Annotated in this window: 7 protein-coding genes; 1 reads left to right on the top strand and 6 read right to left on the bottom strand. The window is 66.5% G+C overall.

The annotated features are described in order from the left end of the window. Nucleotides 1–49 precede the first annotated feature (49 nt). From ACPXYO_RS03095 to ACPXYO_RS03080, 4 genes are all read right to left on the bottom strand, one after another. A complete protein-coding gene (locus tag ACPXYO_RS03095) occupies nt 50–5,188 on the bottom strand; it encodes a cell wall-binding repeat-containing protein (RefSeq protein WP_423916552.1) in 5,139 nt (1,712 codons plus the stop codon). Beyond that, a complete protein-coding gene (locus ACPXYO_RS03090) occupies nt 5,145–8,309 on the bottom strand; it encodes a cell wall-binding repeat-containing protein (protein ID WP_423916550.1) in 3,165 nt (1,054 codons plus the stop codon). Before ACPXYO_RS03090 ends, ACPXYO_RS03095 begins: the two co-directional genes overlap by 44 nt. A 109-nt stretch (nt 8,310–8,418) precedes the next feature. Then, a complete protein-coding gene (pyrE, locus tag ACPXYO_RS03085) occupies nt 8,419–9,003 on the bottom strand; it encodes an orotate phosphoribosyltransferase (protein WP_423916548.1) in 585 nt (194 codons plus the stop codon). Between the two features lie 54 nt (nt 9,004–9,057). Then, on the bottom strand, nt 9,058–11,277 hold the full coding sequence (locus ACPXYO_RS03080) for a cell wall-binding repeat-containing protein (protein WP_423918658.1): 2,220 nt from the start codon (nt 11,275–11,277) through the stop codon (nt 9,058–9,060). Nucleotides 11,278–11,615: 338 nt separating this feature from the next. Here ACPXYO_RS03080 and ACPXYO_RS03075 point away from each other — a divergent pair, with 338 nt between their 5' ends. Next, the gene (locus tag ACPXYO_RS03075; RefSeq protein ID WP_423916546.1) at nt 11,616–14,288 is read left to right on the top strand and encodes a cell wall-binding repeat-containing protein; all 2,673 of its coding nucleotides are present in this window, start codon (nt 11,616–11,618) and stop codon (nt 14,286–14,288) included. Here ACPXYO_RS03075 and ACPXYO_RS03070 read toward each other — a convergent pair. After that, nucleotides 14,275–16,731, bottom strand: coding sequence for a cell wall-binding repeat-containing protein (locus ACPXYO_RS03070; RefSeq protein ID WP_423916544.1), 2,457 nt, complete (start codon nt 16,729–16,731; stop codon nt 14,275–14,277). The two genes, ACPXYO_RS03075 and ACPXYO_RS03070, sit on opposite strands and share 14 nt — an antisense overlap. Nucleotides 16,732–16,952: 221 nt before the next feature. After that, complete coding sequence (locus ACPXYO_RS03065) at nt 16,953–19,559, bottom strand: cell wall-binding repeat-containing protein (RefSeq protein ID WP_423916542.1); 2,607 nt, start codon at nt 19,557–19,559, stop codon at nt 16,953–16,955. Nucleotides 19,560–19,645 lie beyond the last annotated feature (86 nt).

Genomic DNA, 19,645 nt, shown 5'->3' with positions numbered 1-19,645 from the left:
GAATGCTACCGCAGCGCCCCCGCACAGCTGCCGTCACATTTTCGGTTGATCAGCAGTTGCAGGTGATGGTGACCGTGTGGGTGTTGCCGTCGTCTGCTGTGACGGTGATGGTGTAGCCGTGCAGCGTCACTGAGTCGTCCAAGCCGAGGACGGGGAAGTCGTCGACCTGGCCGTTGCCGCTGTCGTCGGCAATCTTCAGCGGCAGCGCTCCCGATCCGAGCGCCGAGTCGACCGTGTACACCAGTACGCCCTCGCTGAGGAGGTTCGGGGCTCGCACGCGTGCGCCATCGGCGGTCGTGGTCGTTACCGGGCGGTCGTAGCCGAGTTCACGGCGGCTCTCCACCACGATCAACTCGTGGGTCGTGAGCGGCACGGCGGCCAGCGCCGTGCTGCCGCCGGGCTCCGCAATCGGGCCCAGCTGCACAGTGGCCGACGGCTCTCGCACGCACTGCACCTGCGTGTCGTCGAGCCATCCGAGCTGCCAACGGCTCCACGCCATCATCTCAGCCGGCACAAGACCCGTCGTATAGCTGGTCGCCCGCCTGCCATCGGCGTACCGCCACGTGACCTCACGCCGTTCGTCGAACTTGTTCGCCGGGAACCAGGCTTCCAGGCCCATGCGGCCGAAGGCAGCGCGGACCCATTCGGTTCCGGCTGGCGCGTCGCGCAACTCATGCAGGGTGCCGTCGTAGGGGTACATGTCGAGCAGGCCCAGGTTGTGGATGATCTCGTGCGCGGCCACGCGCCCCCAGTTCGGCGCGCTAGCGAGGGTCCGCTCCTCGGAGAGCAGATTGTCGTTCGTGCGTGTCGCTGCCAGGCTGCGTCCGTCGGCCTGTACGACGCCGCCGGCATTGCCGCCGCCTCCGAAGTGGCTGCTCGGGAAGACCACAGCTACGGCATCGATGTCGGAGAAGTCCACGGCGACGTCTGCCAGCATGACCGCGTGGGCGCTGGCCGATGTGCCGAGGCCGGTTCCTACGGCGAGCTCCTCGATGTAGGAGGCGTGCGGCTGTTCGGCTCGCAGCCACGCATGGTGGATCACCAACTCCACATCGAGCTTGCCGTAGCTGGCGGCCTCGAGATACTCCTCGATGAAGGCGGCGCCCAACTCCGCTTCGCGTTGCGTCGTGTGCTCGGCCTGCGCGTCGGGGAAGTCCATGAACAGCAACGCCACCCGCAGTGTCCCCGTCGAAGGCACCGCCCAATCCGCGAGCGGGAACCCTACGGTCGTGCCCGAGACGCCCCACGGTCGGCATTCGCCAGCGCCTCCGGATGCTGGCGTGCCTGCGGCGCCTGAGATGGCCAGGCTCCAAGCCTCGTCGTGGTCGGAATCGCCTGGGTCGGCGTCGGTTGGATCGCCGACTCCGTCGTACACAATTCGCTTCCCGTCGGGCGACCAGCTGGGGTTCCTCTGCTTGATCAGCCCGTCGCCGATGACGTTCTCGGCCAATCCATCGAGCTCCACGGTCACCACGCGACTCTGGTTCCAGCTGCCTCGTGCAAAGGCAAGGTGCGTGCCGTCGGGCGACCAGGACAAGCCTCCGTCCCCAAAGGCGCCAGCGGCCACGGCGCGTGCATTCGAGCTGTCGGGCGCCATGACCCATACCGCTCCGGCGGAGAGATACGCGATGACGCTGCCGTCGGGCGACCACGCAGGCGAGCTTTCCCAGTCGTCGTCTTCGGTGAGGATGGTCTGATCGCTGCCGTCGTTGCCCATCAGCACGATGTAACGGTCTCGGCCCGACACATGTCCATTTGCGTCGGCTTCGCCCAGTGTCTGACGGGCAAATGCGATCTGGCTGCTGTCGGCCGACCATGTCGGGGAGCTGTCGAGGACATCGCCCTCGGTGATCTGCGTTCTGTGCGTCCCGTCGGTGCTGACCAGCCAGATGTGCGACAGCGTGCGCCGGTTCGCAGTGACTGTTCGAGCGAACGCAATGCGGCGCCCATCGGGCGACCACGACGGTCCCGACGGCGTCTCGCCGTCGAAACGGGTGAGACGACGAAGGCCTGAGCCGTCATTGCGCATCAGCCACAGCGATCCGCCCCGAGCGAACGCCACGTGTGTGCAGTCGGGCGACCATGCGGGCTCGCTGGCAACAAATGCGGTCTCGGCCAGCTTCACCGGGCCGTCGCTGGCTGTTCCACCGCACCCGCCCGTGGCAGGCACCGCTCCGCCGCCCACGAATTGCCCCGCCGTGGTGCCGACCTGGGTGCCCGATGCGCCGGCCGCCCAGACATGCTCGGTACCGTCGGCGTTCACTGTGTGGAACAGAATCCGCTGCCCGTCGGGCGACCAGTGCGGACTCGATAATCGCGCCATCCCATCGGTGACCTTGATATCGCTGAGGCTGGCCAGCTCGAGAAGGTGGATGGCCGTCGCACTGTCGTCGCCGCGGGTCACCGCGATGCGGGCACCGTCGGGCGACCATGACAGGCCGTTTGAGTCGACGTCGCCGGCGACGCCGCGGCGATGTGCTCCGTCGGGAGTGATGACCCAGACACTCTTGTTGGAGATGTACCCGATCAGGGTCCCGTCGGGCGACCACGACGGGGAGTGGTCCCACACCGCCCCGGCTGTGAGCGCCCGTCGACCCGAGCCGTCAGCTCTCATGACGGCGATGTAACGATCGTCGTCGGTCCGATGACCGGCGTCGCTGCGGCCGCTGCCCCAGTACCGGCTGAAGGTCAGCTTCATACCGTCGGGCGACCACGACGGCTCGTCGTCCCACACGTCACCACCGGTGAGCTGCGTGTGACCGGTGCCGTCGGAGTTCACCAGCCAGATGTGCGACACCCACCTGTCGTCCTGGTAGTCCGTCCGCGCGTAGGCGATGCGTGTGCCATCAGGCGACCACGACGGCGCATACGACGTACGGGCGTCATAGCGAGTGAGACGCCGCAGATCGGTGCCGTCGTTGCGCATCAGCCACAGCGATCGGTCATGAGCGAACACGACGTGGGTGCAGTTCGGCGACCAGGACGGGCTGCTGCCGCCCAGCGAGCCGAGTTGCTGCGATGTGTCGCTGGCGCCACCGCCGCAACCGCCCGGTGACGGAGCCGCGCCGCGCCCCACGAACTGTCCCGGCGCGATGCCAACCTGACGGCCCGACGCGCCTGCTGCCCATGCCTCGCGCGTGCCATCCTCAGTCGCGACGAAGAACAGGATCCGGTGCCCGTCGGGCGACCACCGCGGATGGCTTTCCCGCCCGGGAACGTCGGCAAGCACTTCTTCGCTGGCGGTGTCGACTTGGACCAGCCGGATGGACGCATCCTCCCCGTCACGGCGGGTGAACGCAATCTTCGAACCGTCCGGCGACCACGACAGGCCGCCGTCCCAGTAGGCGTTGCCCGCTATGGCTCTGCCGCCGGAACCGTTCGTGTTGTGCACCCAGACGGAGTCGTAGGCGATGTAACCGATCTGGCTGCCGTCGGGCGACCACGTGGGGGCGCCGTCCCATGCGCCGCCGACTGTCAGGAACCGCTTGTTCGTGCCGTTGGCGTTCATGGCCACGATGTAGCGGTCGCTGCTGATGCGATCGCCTTGCGCATTGCGTCCCGTCCCGCTGATGCGGCTGAACACGATCTCGGTGCTGTCGGGCGACCACGACGGGTCGCCGTCCCAGACGTCCCCACGGGTGACTTGAGTCTTGCCGGATCCGTCGGCGTTCACCACCCAGATGTGTGACTCCCAGTGTTCACCCTGGTAGACCTCGCGTGCATAGGCAATTCGAGTTCCGTCGGATGACCAGAACGGTTCATGGGAATAGCCGCCGTCGCGTTCAGTCAGTTCGCTCGGCTCGCTGCCGTCGCTGCCGGCTATCCACAGGCGTGAACGGGCTCCGTAGACGATCTGGCTGCAGTCGGGCGACCAGGCAGGTTCTTCGGGGTCGTTCTCGGTGACGAGCTGCACCGGCGCGGCATCGATCGCTCCCCCGCAGGTGCCTGCGGGCAGTCCGGCGGGCTCGTCGGCGGGTTCGACGGTGGGCTCGCCGCCGAGGTAGGCGTCGATCGCTGTCTGGGACACAGCTGCGTCGCCGCCGAACACCCGCAGGTCCAGCGTGTCGATGCCCGCGGCGGCCGTCGTCGTCCGTGCAGCGTCAAGAAAGCCCGCTGTGTCCAGCGGAATGGCGTTGGGGTTGGCGAGCAGCAGCGGGGCGCACAGCCGTCCCAGCAGCGGACCGGCACTGAACGAGTCGAATGGCACGCGCGCTCGGGCCAACCCGATGCGTTCAGTGGTGAAGCACCGCTCGGACCCCTGGGCGTAGAGGCCTTCCACAAATTCCGCAGCCTTCACCGCGGTGTCGAAGCGGGTCGCACCCGCCAGGCGCGTGACGGCAATGCCAAGGTCCGAGATCGACCAGTCCACCGCTTCGGCCAGCGCAGCGGTGCCGCCCATCAGCACCACATGGGAGATCCCCGCCTCGGACAGGTACCGGGCCACTCCGGCATGCAGTTCGTCACGCGGGGTCAGCAACACCGGATGCGGCCCCCGTGCTGCAAACGCACCCGCCACCAGAGCATCGGCAAACACGTCGCCGTTGGCAACGATCGCCGTGGTGCCGAAACCGGGCATCTCGCCCACCGACTCGATCTGCCGCGCCGCAACCACACCTGTGGCGTAGCGATCCACGCGGCCCACGCGCTCCACCGCGATGCCGAGGCCTTCCAGCGAAGTCACCACCGCGTCGCTGACGGCGTGCGCACCCCCCGTGGCGCCGACCACCACCACGTCGGTCACACCGGTGCGCTGCAGGAACGCCGCCGCATCGTCGCGCAGCTCCCCAGGCGGGGTCATCAATACAGGCGCACCCAGCGCACCCGCCACCGGCGCAGCCACCACCGCATCGGGCCAACTGAGGCCCGACACCATCACGACGTGCGTCAGCGAGCCGCCCGCATCGGCCGCGACCGCTTCGGCCACGAGCAACGAGGTGGCATACCGATCCGCGCCGCCGTAGCGGGAGACCGCAACCTTGGCCACCTGCTCTTCTTGGGCGGTTTGGGTCGCTGCCGACGCCGGCAACCCAAGCACGCCCCCCACGACTGCGACGACCAGCACCGCTCCGGTCAGTGCACGCCGCATCTGGCCGAACGTAGTGCCCAGCGACAGGACGCTGTCCCGCAGCCTGGCGGGACGGCGGTCAGGAGTTGCGGGTGATGACCACGGTGTGGGTGTCACCGTCATCGGCGGTGACCGTGATGGTGTAGCCCCGCAGAGTCACCGACTCGCCGACTTCGAGGACCGGAAAGTCGAGGACTTGGCCGTTGCCGCCGTCGCCCGCAACCTTGAGCGGCAGTTGCCCGCCGCTGAGCCAGGAGTCGACCGTGTACACGAGCACACCCTCGGTGATGAGCCGGGGGAACGTGGTGCTGGTACCCGCATTGGCGTATTCGAAGAACCGGCCGGCGTCGTAACCCAGCTTGCGGCGGCTCTCCATCACGATCATCTCGTGGGTGTTGAGCGGCACGACGGCCATCGCAACGCCGTTGCCTGGCTGCGCGATCGGCGCCAGAGTCACCGTGGTCTCGGGCGCATCGGAGCAACTCACCTGCGATTCGCCTAGCCAGCCCAGCTGCCAACGGCTCCACGCCAGCATTTCCTCGGTGACCAAGTGCCGTTCGTAGGCGGTTGATCGGCCCCCGTCGGAGGACTGCCAATCGTGCGCCAGGCGGGGATCGTGCTCGGCGGCGAGATACCACGACCACATGTTCATGCGCCCCCACTCCACCGCGACCCAGGCCTGGCCGCTGGGCGCAGCGGCACGGGCATGTGCGCTGCCGTCAGCCGGATACAGGTCGAGCAAGCCGAAGTTGTGCACGAGTTCGTGTGCGACGACGCTCCCCCACTGCAACGGGGGTCGCTCGGCTTCGAGGTGCGAGAAGTTGATGACGGTCGGAGTCATCGACGCCCCGTCTGCGGTGATCGGCCCACTGGCGAAGCCATTTCCGAACCAACTGCTCGGCAGCACGATCATGACGGCGCCGATCCCGGCAAAGTCGAAGTCGGGGTCTGCAGCCGCCACCACATCGCCGATGATCTCGATCGGAACCCCGGTCAAGTCCCGACCTCCGTAGCTCAAGTAGTCGTCGACATCGATGGCTGATCGAAGCCACCCATGGCGCTGTACGAATTCGATGTCGAGCCGGCCGTAGCTCACGGCTTCGAGGTATGCCTCCATGTACGGCAATCCGAGCCCGGCCTCTTCTTCGGTGGTGTGATTCGCTGGCGCATCTTCGAAGTCCACATAGAGCACTGCGATCTGGAGCGTTCCCGTGGTGGGGGCTCCCCAGCTGGGCAATGGGAACCCAGCGGTGACTCCCGAGAAACCCCCCGGGCGGCATTGATTGGCGCCACCTTCGACCGGATCGCCGCTCGCGCCGACGATATACGCACGGTGGATGCCGCCCGCTTCGATGGTGTGGAAGGCGATCAGCTCGCCGTCGGGCGACCAGCGCGGCGATAGCACTTGGTCCGAAGATTCGAAGACGGATTCCTCGTTGAGCCCTGTGAGGTCAGCGATCGAGAGCGTCGCAACGCCGTCGCGACTGCGAATGAACGCAATCCGCTTGCCATCGGGCGACCAGGACAGCTCGCTCTGACTAGAAACGGGGGCGATGATGTAACGAGGATTCGTGCCGTCGGCGTCGATCACCACCACGGTGTTGTTCGCGACATAGGCCAACTGGGTGCCGTCGGGCGAGTACACGGGACCGAAGTTCCACGCTCCGACGGTCGTGAGCACTTCAACGTCGGTGCCCGTACGGGTCATCCGTGTCACCTGCTTACCGCTGTCGTCAAAGCGGTCGAAGACGATGAGTTCACCGTCAGGCGACCAGCGAGGGGACGCGTCCACGAGGGCTCCGGTGGAGAGCTGGGTTGGGCCCGTGCCGTCGGCATTGACGGTCCAGATGTGAGCGATCCAATGGTCGACGCCCTGGTAGCCCCGGACGTAGACGATCTGGGTGCCGTCGGGCGACCAAGCAGCGGAATAGAGATGCGCGCCGGCAGCGGGCTGGAGCTGCTGCTGGTCGGTGCCGTCGTTGTTCATCGTCCACAGCGACCCGTCCTGGGTGTAGACGAGCTGGCTGCAGTCGGGGGACCACGCCGGGTCTTCGGCGTTGGTCGAGGTGATGAGCTGGCGCGGCTCATCGGTGACGGCACCACCGCAGGTGCCTGCAAGCAGCACCGTGGTCTCGACGACCGGCTCATCGGCGGGAACAGCCCCGCTGCTGAGGAACGCGTCCAGGGCGCCTTGTGAGACGGCTGCCTCGCCGCCGAAGATGCGCAGACTCACTCCGGGGTGTGTGCTGCGGGCAGTGTCGAGGAATGCGGCAGTGTCCGCGGGCACCAGGCCGGGATCCGCAAGAACCAGCGGGGCGCACAGTCGCCCCAGCAGCGGAGCTGCGCTGAATGAATCGAACGGCACCCGTGCACGAGCCACACCGATCGTGCTCGTCGCGAAGCAGGGCTGCCCGGCGGCATCGTCGTAGCGGCCGGTCACCAACTGTGCGGCCTGTACTGCGGTGTCGTAGCGGGTTGCACCTGCCAATCGGGTCACCGACGCTCCCAGATCGGTGACTGCGGTCTCCACGGCTTCGCTGAGCGCAGCGGTGCCGCCCATCAGCACCACATGGGCGATCTGGGCTTCGGTCAGGTATGTGGCCACCTGCGCGTGCAGCCCGGCTTTGGGGCTCAACAGCACCGGGTGCTGGCCGCGGGCAGCGAACGGGCCTGCCACGAGGGCGTCGGCGAACACCTCGCCGCTGGCCACGATGGCGGTGCGACCCAACCCACCCATGTCGCCGACGGAGGACAGGCGCCGTGCAGCCGCGGCAGCAGTCGCGTAACGGTCCGTTCCGCTGACCCGCTCGACGGTCACGCCCAATCCTTGGAGCGCTGTCACGACCTCGTCGCTGACCGTGTCGGGCTGACCTTCGGTGCCCACCACGACGACGCTCGACGCCCCCACTCGCTGCACGAAGGCCGCCGCGTCGTCTCGCAGCTCACCCGGCGGCGTCATCAGCACCGGCGCTCCCAGCGCACCTGCGATGGGAGCAGCCACGACAGCGTCAGCCCAGCTGCGACCCGACACCATCACCACAGCATCGACTGAGATGCCGGCGTTGGCCGCAAACGCCTCGGCCACCAACAGTGATGTGGCATACCGATCTGCGCCTCCGTATCGAGTAACGAAGACCGCGCCCTGATCGTCGTCGTCAGAGGCCGCCGACGCCGCCGTGGGCAGCACCAGCACTGTCCCGACGAGCACTGTCACCAGCAGTGCCGCTGTCAGCAACCGCCGCATTCGATCGACAGTACTGCCGGTTTCTGCCCCGGCAGTGAGCGGCCACTACTACATCGGGCCAGACGCAGCCTGAGTCAGTTCTGGCCGTCGAGCCGTGTCTCGAGCCGAGTCAGCCGGCGGTGGCCGCGGCCCGCTCATCGCCGACTCTGGGAATGCCCAGGTCGTGATAGGTGGCCATCGGGAAGTACGGCACCGAGCGCCGTGCGAACTCGCGGGCTGCGTCGTCGCCGCGGTCGGCCAGCGTCACCGCGGCAACCACCTCGGCACCGGTCGCCTGCACCACATCGAACGCCTGCAGGATCGACCCGCCGGTGGTCACCACGTCGTCCACCAGCAGCACACGGTCGCCGTCACCGATCCGCGCTCCTTCGATGCGACGGTCGGTGCCACGCCCCTTGGGTGTCTTTCGCACGATGAACCAGTTCGTCTCGCTCAGCAGCGCGATTGCAGCGGCGAGCGCATCTGCCCCGAGCGTCAAGCCGCCGACGGCGTCGAAGCCGACCCCTGCCTCGCCCACCCGCTCGCAGATCGCTTCGGCAGCGAGCCGCAGGTCTGCCCCTGCTGCGAGTGCTTCTTTGCCGTCGATGAAGTACCGCGACCACTGGCCCGATGCCAGCTGGACCGGAGCGGGCAACGTGGTGAGGCCGCCGTCTCGCAAGATCTCCAGCAGCTCGTCCGACCTGGCACTGCTCATGGGTGCGATTCGACTCCCTCGGCTGCGCAGCGCTGCGCCGTTGGTCCGCTCGCGTCAGATAATACGGCAGCGTCGCTGCAGATGGTGGTGCGCGGCAGCGAAGCCGTCCATTTCGCGAAACACGATTGCCTCGGTCTCCCCGTCGAAGTTCGTGTAGCCGATCGCGAGCTCGCCCGAACCCGGCAGCAGATCTCGGACAAAAGCGTGGCCCTCGCCGCCGGAGAAGATCGCCTCGTTGTTCTGCGCCGGCCACCAAAGGGCATTCTCGAATGGCTCGCTCTTGCCGCCGATCCGGTAGAACACTGGCACCCGCCCGTGCAATTCGCGATTCGAGAATGCGATCTGGCCAGCAATATGCGGCCCCTTGAACTCTTCAAGCACCGGGTCCCAGAAGTCGATTCGCACGATGTCATCGCAGAACACGATCAGGACTGGGATGAGGTTGTCGTAGGGACTCGTCAAGCTGTGCTGGTCCGACGTTGTCGCCAAGATGACGTAGGACACATTCGTGCTGGTCGTCGTCCCGTGTGACCAGTCGCCTTCGTCTGCGATGGCTTCGCCGCTCGGCTCCTCGCCGATGTCACCGGCAAGCAAGGCGGCCACGTCGGAGGCGGGTGCCAGCAGTCCGAGCGTGCCGATCACGCTTGAGCCGTCGTTGGTCTGGGCCAGGACCAGCGCGGATGCGACGCCCACGAGCTGTCGCTGGTCGTCAAATGCTGGCCCCCCGCTGTTGCCAGGGGCGATCTGCGTGTCGGTCTTGATCCAGGTCACGCCGTTCTGCTGTGTGATACCCGAGTAACGACCGGTGGTCAGCGTCATGGTCTCGCCGCCGATGCCCGGGTATCCCAGTGCGGTGATGGGCTCGCCCGCCCGCAGCGGATCTGTGGCGATCGCAACTGGCGGCAACGCATTGGCAGCCGGGTCCAGCGAGAGCAGGGCAAGGTCACGCGTGCGCGCCGAGCGCTCGAGTGTCGCCGTCACGTAGCTGGGCGGCGCCTGTTCGAACGTGCCCCCGAACCATGCTCGGATGCCAGCGCATTGCCGCTCCTGATCATCGAACACCACGTGGTGATTCGTCACGATCTGACGACCATCGCCGATGGCGAATCCGGAGCCAGACTGGATCGGCGTTCCGGAACTATCGGTGCATTGCACCAGCACGACTGATGCGGCCACCTGCTCCCATGCCTGCATTCCGCCTGTCGCACCGGGCCCGGTCGAGCCAGTCGCTTCGGTCACTCGGCCGGTTGCCACGGCACCCAGCACCGCATCGGCTACCGCTGACATTGAGCCGATGGCGGTCACGGTCAACCGGGCCGAGCTTCCTGCAGCGAGCAACCAGTCGCGCCCGAACGCTGCGAGCGACCCGGGCACCGAGCTGTCGGCTGGCGGCGCCAGCAGCAGCGGCTGGCACTTGTTCCGCACTGCGGCTGCCACGAGGCCTCCGTATGGCGACGTCCCGTTGGCCACAGCAACATCAACCACCGGGTGGCAGCCACGAGCGCTGAAGGACAACCGGGCAAGCCTGGCCGCTGTCTCGTAACGATCAGCGCCAGCGACGCGCCTCGTTTCGATCCCGAGGCCGCGGACTGCTGTTTCGACATCGGCCGAGATGGCCCCATGCCCGCCCAAGATCGTGACCGACGCGACACTCCGGCCGGCATCGGTGAGGAAGCGCTGTGCTTGGGGATGCAGCGCGTCGGGCGTTGTGAGGATGAGCGGACTGCCCACCGAGACACTCGGGGCAACAGCTACGGCGTCGGCGAAGTTGATCCCCGAGGCCAGGTAGACGGTGCTGAGCGACGGCGGAGCGAACGCCCGCGCGGCACGTCGGGCCGTGTCGTAGCGGTCTGCGCCGGCGATGCGGTCCACGCGGTAGCCGATGGTGCGCAGCGTGTTCGCCACGTCTTCGGAGACTGCCGCGGGTCCGCCCAAGATGATGACTTTGGCGTTGGGATGCGCCGAGCACGGTGCGAGGTACTCCCGAGTCGCCGCCGGAAGAAACGCTTGCTTGGTGAGCAGCAGCGGTCGATCGAGCGCGGTGCCTGCCAGCGCGTCGGGCCAGTTCTCGCCCGACGCTAGGGCCACGCTGTGTGAACCGCCGACCGATTCGCAGCTGCCACCTGCCAAAGTGGCTGCGAGCTCATAATCGCTCGTGGCGCTAATGCGCTGCTGCGTCACCTGCGCACTCTGCGCGGCGGCAGGTGCTGGCGTAAGCAGAATCGATCCGCACACCGCGGCGCAGAGGACGCTGAGCGCCGCCGCCCGCCCCATGCGAGCCCATCCGATCACTTCTCTCATACCGCTTTCGCTCTCCACGGACCTCGCAACGGCCAGCACGCCCACCCGACACCTCGAGTTCACGGCACCGTGGCGACGCTAAGTCAACCCGCTTGGCACCGCACCGCGCGCCGTTGCCAACGGCGTTCCTCATTCGCTCACAGTTACCCTCGGCCCGTGATCAAGGAGCGGCTGTCCTCTTTGAGCGGTGGACACCTGATAGTGAGACGACTGTGAACAGCAGGGCCGAAAGACCGCAGTCGCTTCGGACGACGCGCCGAGCTGTCGTCGCGGCTCTCATTGTCTCGACGGCGTTGCTAGCGAGCGTGCCGGTGCTTGCTGCTGAGCCCGTCGCGCTCGATGCCGGCCCGGTGGCGCCGTCACAGTGGCCGAGTTCACATCTGGCTTCACCGCAGATCGAAGGCTGGCCCAACGCCTTGCGCATCTTCGGAGGTGACCGCTACCAGACGTCGTTGGCCAGTGCACTGACGACGCGTGGCACCGGGGGCTTCCCATTCGACACACCCGACGGCAGCTCTGGCACCACCGCCGGCCTGCCCGACGCGGGGGACTGGTGGGGTCTCGGGCTATGCCCAAAGGCGATCGTGATTGCGGCCGGTGATGCACAGGCAGATGCGCTTGCCGCAGCAGCTCTGTCGGACCCGACGGGTCAATCCACCGAGCCGTATCTGCGTCGAGTGGCTGCCGCGGACCCGCTGTTCGACCCACCGGGAGGCTTCTCCCGGGTCGACACCTATGCAGCGCCCATCCTGCTCACGCCCTCTGCGCGTTCAGGTGCGACGTCGTTGGCTCTGCCGGTGCGGTTGGCGGCGCAGGACCTGCGCTCAGGGGGTTGCAACACTGCCCGCCAAGCCATCATCGTTGGCGGTACTGCTGCAGTAGCGACCGAGGTCGAGACCGAGCTCGTGTCGATTGGCTACACGGAAGTCTTCCGCGTGAGCGGCAATTCCCGCTACGGAACCGCTGCAGCGGTGGCGGCTGCGCTGGGCACTGCCGCCGTGCCTGACGAGGCAACCGGTTGTGCGGATCCGTCGGCGGCGGACGGCAACGCAGCGATGGCGTTCTGGGCCAACTCGGTAGTCGAATGGCGGCCAAGTGAGACCGAGTGCCGCCTGCTGGGCCGCACCGTCGTGCTCACTGACGGCGTGAGTGGCATCGACGCCGTTGCCGCTGGCTGGTGGACGAGTTTCTGGCAAGTGCCCGTTCTGCTTCACGACGGCAGCAACCGATTGCCGCGTGAGACAGCAGAGGCGTTGAGCCTGCTCGACATCGAGCACATCCTCGTGCTTGGCGGGCAGGCTCGGCTGTCGCAGGAGGTAGCCGACGAAGCCGCTCGACTTGCGGGCGCGGAAGCCATCCGGGTCGGCGGGCCGAACCGATACGCCACCAGCATCGAGATGGCCAAGCACCTCGGCGGCTGGTGGCCAGGGGACAGCGGCACGGAGTTCGAGTCGTCATTGCTGTGTTTGGTCGGGTCGTCCGGTACCGGCAGCAGGGCACGAGGCTGGCCGGACGCGTTCGGTGCAGGCGCGTGGTGCGGCGCTGCGTCGGGTGCCGTAGCCAATCCCGGGACGCCGCGGCGCATGCTGTCGCCGGTAACAGTCCGCCAGCCGCCGATGGCAGGCACCTCGACAGACTCGGCTGATGACGCTGCGGCGCCACGGCCAGCGCGTGACGCAGTTCCGGTCATCTTGGTGCCGGTCGGAGCGCGGCGTCTGCCTCCGTCGGTCGACCAGTTCCTTTCCGATGCCTTCGCCGCTCCGGGTTCGTGCGCTGCACTGGTGGGTGGCGGAGCCACCGGCAACTCGGGCGACGCCCTGGCCTACGCGGGTGCGCTGGAACGCGGGTCGTGCCCGATGCCTGGCTTCGCGGTTGCCTTCGGCGGCCCATCGGTCATCAGTCCAGAATTGCTGGGAGCAGTGTCGTCGATTCTCAGCGGCCGGCTCACATCTGCAGAAGTGCCCGCCGTGGCGTTCGTGGGTGCAGAGACACCGGATCCGACAGGGTCGTTCGGTGTGTCGTCTCTACGCGGTGTGCCGCTGGGCGTCGGGGCGTTCGCCACCGAGCTGCCTATGGGCCCCGTGTTCTGGGAGCCAAGCGGAGATTCGACCGACGCCCGGGAACGGCAAGTGTGCTTGCCCCGGGGCTCATACGCGAACGCACGCTGGCTGCTCGCCGAGACAACCTCGGCGGCTCCGCCTCTCGCGGTCATCGAACTACCGACGACCCGCTGGTACGCAACCGACTCCGATGGCGAGTTCCGCTCACCGGCCGTTGGCGCCCCAGCATGCTTCTCTGCGCCGGTGCCGCCAGGCGCACCGCTGATCGCCAGAGCAGTGGACACGAACGGCAGGACATCGCGGTCTCTGCTGCTTGCCGCTGACACAGACCGCACGTTCTCCCTCACCGGGGCGGTGCAGGCTCGGCTGCCCGAGTCGGACGGTCTCCGAAGCGACGTGCGACCTGTGACCGGCACCACTCAGTGGATATTCGAGACTGAAGCGCCAGGGCAGGACGTGCTGCTGGACGACGCACGCTCGTCGATCGTTTCCACTCGCTTGACGCTGGAACTGCGCCACCGAACGTCCACAGTCACCTCGCCCGAGGGCGTGCCCTACCAGAGGGCTAGCACGTTCCAGGCCACATGGACCATCAAGACCGCTGAGGGAAGTGTGATCGGCTCTGCCGAGGGCGAAGCAGTCTTCACAGGCCGAAAATGGCACTTCCGCGGGGCCACGTTGCTAACTGGCGGCTCGTTGTCGATCTCGGTGCTCGGAGCGCCCAGCCCCGGCATCGGCGAACAGCGTACCTCCCTGCTTCCCCGTCCGGCCGGGGAACCTGTCGAACCGCTGCGGGCGGGGACCTCAGATGCCTACGGCGCCGGCGGCTTCTCCGCCACGGTGTCCGTAAATGGCAACAACAACACCGACGACACCATCATCTGGCATCCCGAAGCCTTTATCAACACGACTAAGGGCGGGTGAAGCTGCTGAAGCGGCGGCTGACAGATTGGTTGCCGGCTCGGTCGGTGGCTGCGCCAACGTGGGTGAACAGACGGGAACGCAGCGAAGGCAGCGCTGAGTGGTCGTCGGACTCAATCCGGGCAACCAGCGTGCCCTCACCCGCAAACGGCGATAGGTCGCAATCGGCACCACCTTCGACAATCGCCGGATTGCCCTCGGGAGCATCCACGAACCTCACGCCCCAGCCAGCGATGTTGTAGCCGTCGAGGTAGAAGTCGTAGTCACCGTCACCGTCGATATCGATTTCGAGCTCGCCCGGGTTGCAGTCGACCACCGGCTCGGTCCACTCAACCGTCATATCGACGGTGCTGAGACCGCCGTCAAGGGTGGTTGCAGTGAATTCTTCATCGACGACTGCAATGTCACCGTCGTCGTCATCGGACTCGGCGACAAATAGCGTCGTGAATTCTGCATCACGGTTCAGGTCGTCGGCGAGATCGTCAAGTGAGCGACTGTGGGCGACCTGAAGCTCGATGCGCCGGCCGGCGGTTACAACGTTGACTTCCGATGCACGGTTTGAAGCCCACGCCAATTCGACGTCGAGCCGCAGCGTCCAGTCGTTTCCGATCGCGCCGAACGCCTCACCGCCCTGCTTCGCGGTGACGGTGAGCCCATCGCGCAGGAAGGTCCGAAGTGCGCGGCCGTTGATGCCAATCGACGCCGCGCGGCGTCCCTGTGGCTCGGTCACCGTCACTCGTGAGATCCGAGGTGCGGTCGTGTCACGCCGTGCGGACACCGTGATCTCTCGGTTCTCGTGGCCGACAAGATCTCTGACTGCACCCTCGTCGACCGTCACGCGATCACCGGTCTCGAGCGAGCCGCCGAATGCTGCAGGCACGGGCACCTCGAAGCGAAGCGCACCCGACGTCACCTGCACCTCCTCTTCGGCCGTCTCCTGAAGCGCTCCGCGACGGCGGAACTCGAAGATTCCTGTCCCGAGCTTCAACGGCTCGTTCGACTCCACCCAAACGACGTCGGCGCCGTCCAGTGCGGTGACCGTCAGGCGAGGCCGAGATCGGTCCCTGAGCACCGTGCCCGAAGAGCGCCGCACCGTACGACGGCCGTCCACGGTGCCGATCACCCCGCCGACAATTTCAAGCTCCTCGCGCGCACGCAGTGCAACCTCGTCAGGGCAGCCGACCGGAACTGCGGCTTCGGTGGGCTGAGTCGCGCCGGCCAGAAGGATGGTGGCGCGTGTCGTGGTGGTTGCGTCTCCCGCATCCACATCGGCGTCGCGTGGGTCTAGCGTGTCGCCCGCTAGGCGGTAGTAGCGGACGTTCGCTGCATCAGCAGTAAGGACCGGCTCATTGAAGGTCACCGTGATGTGACAGCGTCCTTCGAGCGCCGATATGCGAGCACGTACGGGGTCGAGCGTGCCCGCAGCAACTGCTTGGGAGACTGCGTTGGAAGACACTGCGAGCGGGCCGCCGAAGACCGTAAGGCGCAAGTCGCCATCGGCGTCGCCGGTCTCGTACCGGTTGGATTCGAGGAAGCTCCGCACGACCTGCGGAAGTGTCGCTTTCTCGCTAAGTAACAGCGGTGCGCACAGCTCGCCCAAGAGCGGGCCACTGACAATTGCATCAGCGGCCTTGCGTCCAAAGGCGAGGCCCAACTGACCACCGTCGAAACACGAATGAGGGGGGTCGTCGTCCAGCAATTCTTCGGCGACGCGCACCGCTGTAGCAAATCGGTCGGCTCCCCACAGCCGCTCGGTGGTGATTCCCAGAGATTCGATGGCGTTCTCGACATCAGCCGAAACAGCAGCCGGGCCTCCAAATATCACTACGTGGTCGGTACTTCGCTCAAGAAAGCTCGCGACGTCGGCGTGCAATGAGTCGCTGCGGGTGAGCAGCACCGGGTGCTCGCCCCGGTACGCGAGTGGGCCCGCCGCGAGAGCGTCAGCGAACACTTCGCCGGTAGCAACTAGCGCCGTGCTGCCGCTTGAGCGTAGGGCACCCGGCTCGCCCGGCCGCGGGCCCACGCGCCGAGCAACTGCGACCGACGTGCTGTACGCATCATCTCCGGCAATGCGAATAGCGCTGACGCCTCGGATGGCATCGACCGATTGCTCCACGTCGGCAGATACGACATCAGTACCGCCCAGGATGTACACGATTCGAATGCCATTGGTGCGCAAGAAAGCCGCCACCGATTGGGGCAACTCGTCGGGCTGAGTGAGCAACAACGGCGCATTGTGCAGCCGTGACAACGCTGGCGAGACAACTGCGTAGCCGAAATCTGTATCCAGGCCAGAGGTGAGGACTGCCGCTTCGACCGGCGCAACGCTGCCGCTTCGCTCCTCCAAATACGCGTCCGCTATGGCCACCGCAGTGTCGTAGCGTGTCAGCCCAGCAAGCCGTTCGATCGTCGTGTCGACAGCGGCACCTTGGACCGGGCTTTGCATGGTCGCGAGCATGGCCACTGCGACAAATACACACATCAGCAACCACGAGACCCGACGTCGCACGCGTCGCACGGGCACTGCATCGGACCGAGATTGCGGCTTAGCCGGCGCGGGCGAGGGGTAAGCACTCATCGGAGCCTCCTGCGACAGCTGCAAGAGTCGCAGGTCCACTCAAGCACACTTGCCAGCGCGAACTCGGGAGCTTCTAACATCGTCGGGCGCTACGGGCGGACGAAGTTGGAAATACGGCGATTTACCGACTCGTTGCCCTTCAAGTCAGTGGCGGCGCGGGCGTGGCTAAACAGCTGAGATCGCAGCGACGGAAGCGAGCTGTGCTTCGGCGATTCCAACCGTGCCACCAGCGTTCCCGGAACCACCCCTGGGGCGGTGTCGCACACGGCCTCGTTGCCGACGATGGCCGGGTTGCCATCAGGGGCATCGACGAACGTGATCTGCAGGCGCGCAGCGAAGCGGCCATCTAGATAGAAGTCGTATTCCCCGTCGCCGTCCGCGTCGAGTTCGAGCAATCCTGGCTGGACCGCGCCCTCGAAGGCTTCGCAATCGCGGATCTGCTCGGTCCAGAGCACTGTGAGATCCACCGTGCTGCTGCCATCGCGGAAGTTCGCCGCTCGCACATTGTCATTGACAACCGCAACGTTGGTTGAACTCGTACCGCTGGTGTCTGCGTCGAACAGCGCTTTGAATTCGGGTTCGTTGTTGAAATCGGCGGCCAATTGGTCAAGCGTGCGGCGTTCTCCGACGCGAACCTCGATGCGTCGGTTGCGTGTCGAGACATCGACTTCCGAGGTCTGAGTGGCCGGCCACGACGATTCGAGGTCGATTCGAAGCGTCCAGTCGTTGCCGATCGCGCCATAGGCCTCGCCGGTGGCTTTCGCCGTGATGGTCAACGCGTCGTCGATGCGCCTGCCGCTGTAGCGGCCGTCCACAGTGACAAAAGACGCGCTGCGCCCCGCCGGCTCGGTCACCTCGACACGTGATACACGTGGAGCAACGCTGTCTCGGCGCGCCGTAGCAGTTACCTCACGGTTCAGGTTGCCGGCGAGGTCCTCCACCTCGTCGTCTTCGATGGTGACGCGGTCGCCGGCCTTGAGGCCGTCCTCAAGCGGCACAGCGACCTCGTACCGCAGTGCCCCGTCGCCGACCCTGAATTGAACGAACTCGTCGGTGACACCGGAGCGCTCGAACTGGACTTGTGGATTTCCACTGGTACCCGGTTCAAGAGGTTCGCTGGTCTCGATGTACACGAAGTCGGACCCGTCGAGCGCAGTGATAGTAAGGCGCGGGCGTGACCGGTCAGAGCGCACCGATGTCGAGACACGCCGCACGGTTCGCCGGTCGTTCTCGGTTCCGATCGCCTCGTCAACGATCTCGACCTCGTCACGTTCAATGAGCGGAGCGCTGCATCCGACCGGAATGGTCGCATCGGAGACGCTCACGGCCCCTTGGAGTACGACGGTGGCCCGCGAGGTGGTCGTGCCTGTTCCGGCGTCGACGTTGCCCTGACCGCTGTCCAACGTGTCGCCCTCGATGCGGTAGTTCCGAATGTCCTCCACGTCACGGGTCAACACCGGTTCGTCGAACGTGACGACGAAGTGGCAACGGCCTTCGGTTGCCGTGATCCGTGCCCGAATCGGGTCGAGCGTCGCGGCGGCGTCAGCCTGCGCGACAGCATCGGGCGAGACTGCCAGCCGGCCGCCGAAGACCGTGATGCGAAGGTCGCCGTCGAGGTCGCCCATTTCATAGTCGTCGGATTCCAAGAATTGTCGAGAGGCGCCGGGCAGCTCACCGAGCTCGGTCAGCAGCAGCGGCGCGCACAACTCACCGAGCAGGGGCCCGCTGGCAATGGCGTCGGCGGCCTTGCGACCGTAGGCAAGCCCGATTTCCCCGCCGCTGAAGCACGACTGTGGCGGACTGTCGCCCAGAAGCTCTTGCGCGATGCGAACGGCCGTGGCGAAGCGGTCGGCGCCCCACAAACGGTCAACGGTCATGCCCTGATCCCGGACCGCTCGCTCTACGCCGGTGCCGATGGCTCCCGCACCACCCAGGATGACGACGTGGTCGGTGTCGCTGCGGTCGAGGAAACGGGCGACGTCCGCGTGCAACTCATTGCTCTGCGTCAGCAAGATCGGGTGCTCGCCGCGGTACGCAAGCGGACCAGCGGCGAGCGCGTCGGCGAACACCTCGCCGGTCGCCAACAGAACGGTTCGCCCGGCGGAACGGTAATTTCCTGGCTCCCCGGCTCGTGGACCAACTCGCTCTGCAACGGTGACGGCAGTGTCATACACATCAGAACCGGCAACGCGCACCACGGTCGTTCCGCGGATTCTCTCCACCGAACGCTCAACCGCAGCGGACACGACATCGGTGCTGCCGAGGATGAATACCGTTTCGATGTCGTTGCGATGGAGGAAATTGGAGGTCGCCGGTGACAACTGGCCCGGCTCCGTCAAGAGCAACGGCGCTTCATAGCGCCGCGACAGTGCCGGCGCAACGAGTGCATAGCCGAAGTGCTCGTCAGCCCCCGAAGCAAGGACGATGGTGTCGACATCAGCACGGCTGCCACCGAGCTCGTCGATGTACTCCTCAGCGATCTCCACTGCGGTCTCATAGCGCGTAGCGCCCCACAGTCGATCCGAGGTGACGTCGACGGCGGCCGCGTGCGCAGGTCCAGCGGCAATCGGCAGCATTGACGCCACGAGTGCAGCGCCTGTCAGCGCCATTGTGAGCCGGCGACGCGTCCAGCGGGCGTGCCGATCCCGTGGCGGGACTTCGGGGTCAGCCGGAGTGTGCATCGAGCGTTGAATCATCTGGGCCTCCGAGGCATGCCCAGCATGCCCGCGGTCCACGGTACCAATGACGCGCAACGGCCTTGGGGCGCTTGTTGTGGCTCGAA

It is taken from the genome of Candidatus Poriferisodalis sp. (genome assembly GCF_965237655.1).
Taxonomy (GTDB): Bacteria; Actinomycetota; Acidimicrobiia; order Acidimicrobiales; family Poriferisodalaceae; genus Poriferisodalis.
This window is presented reverse-complemented; position numbering and strand designations above follow the sequence as displayed.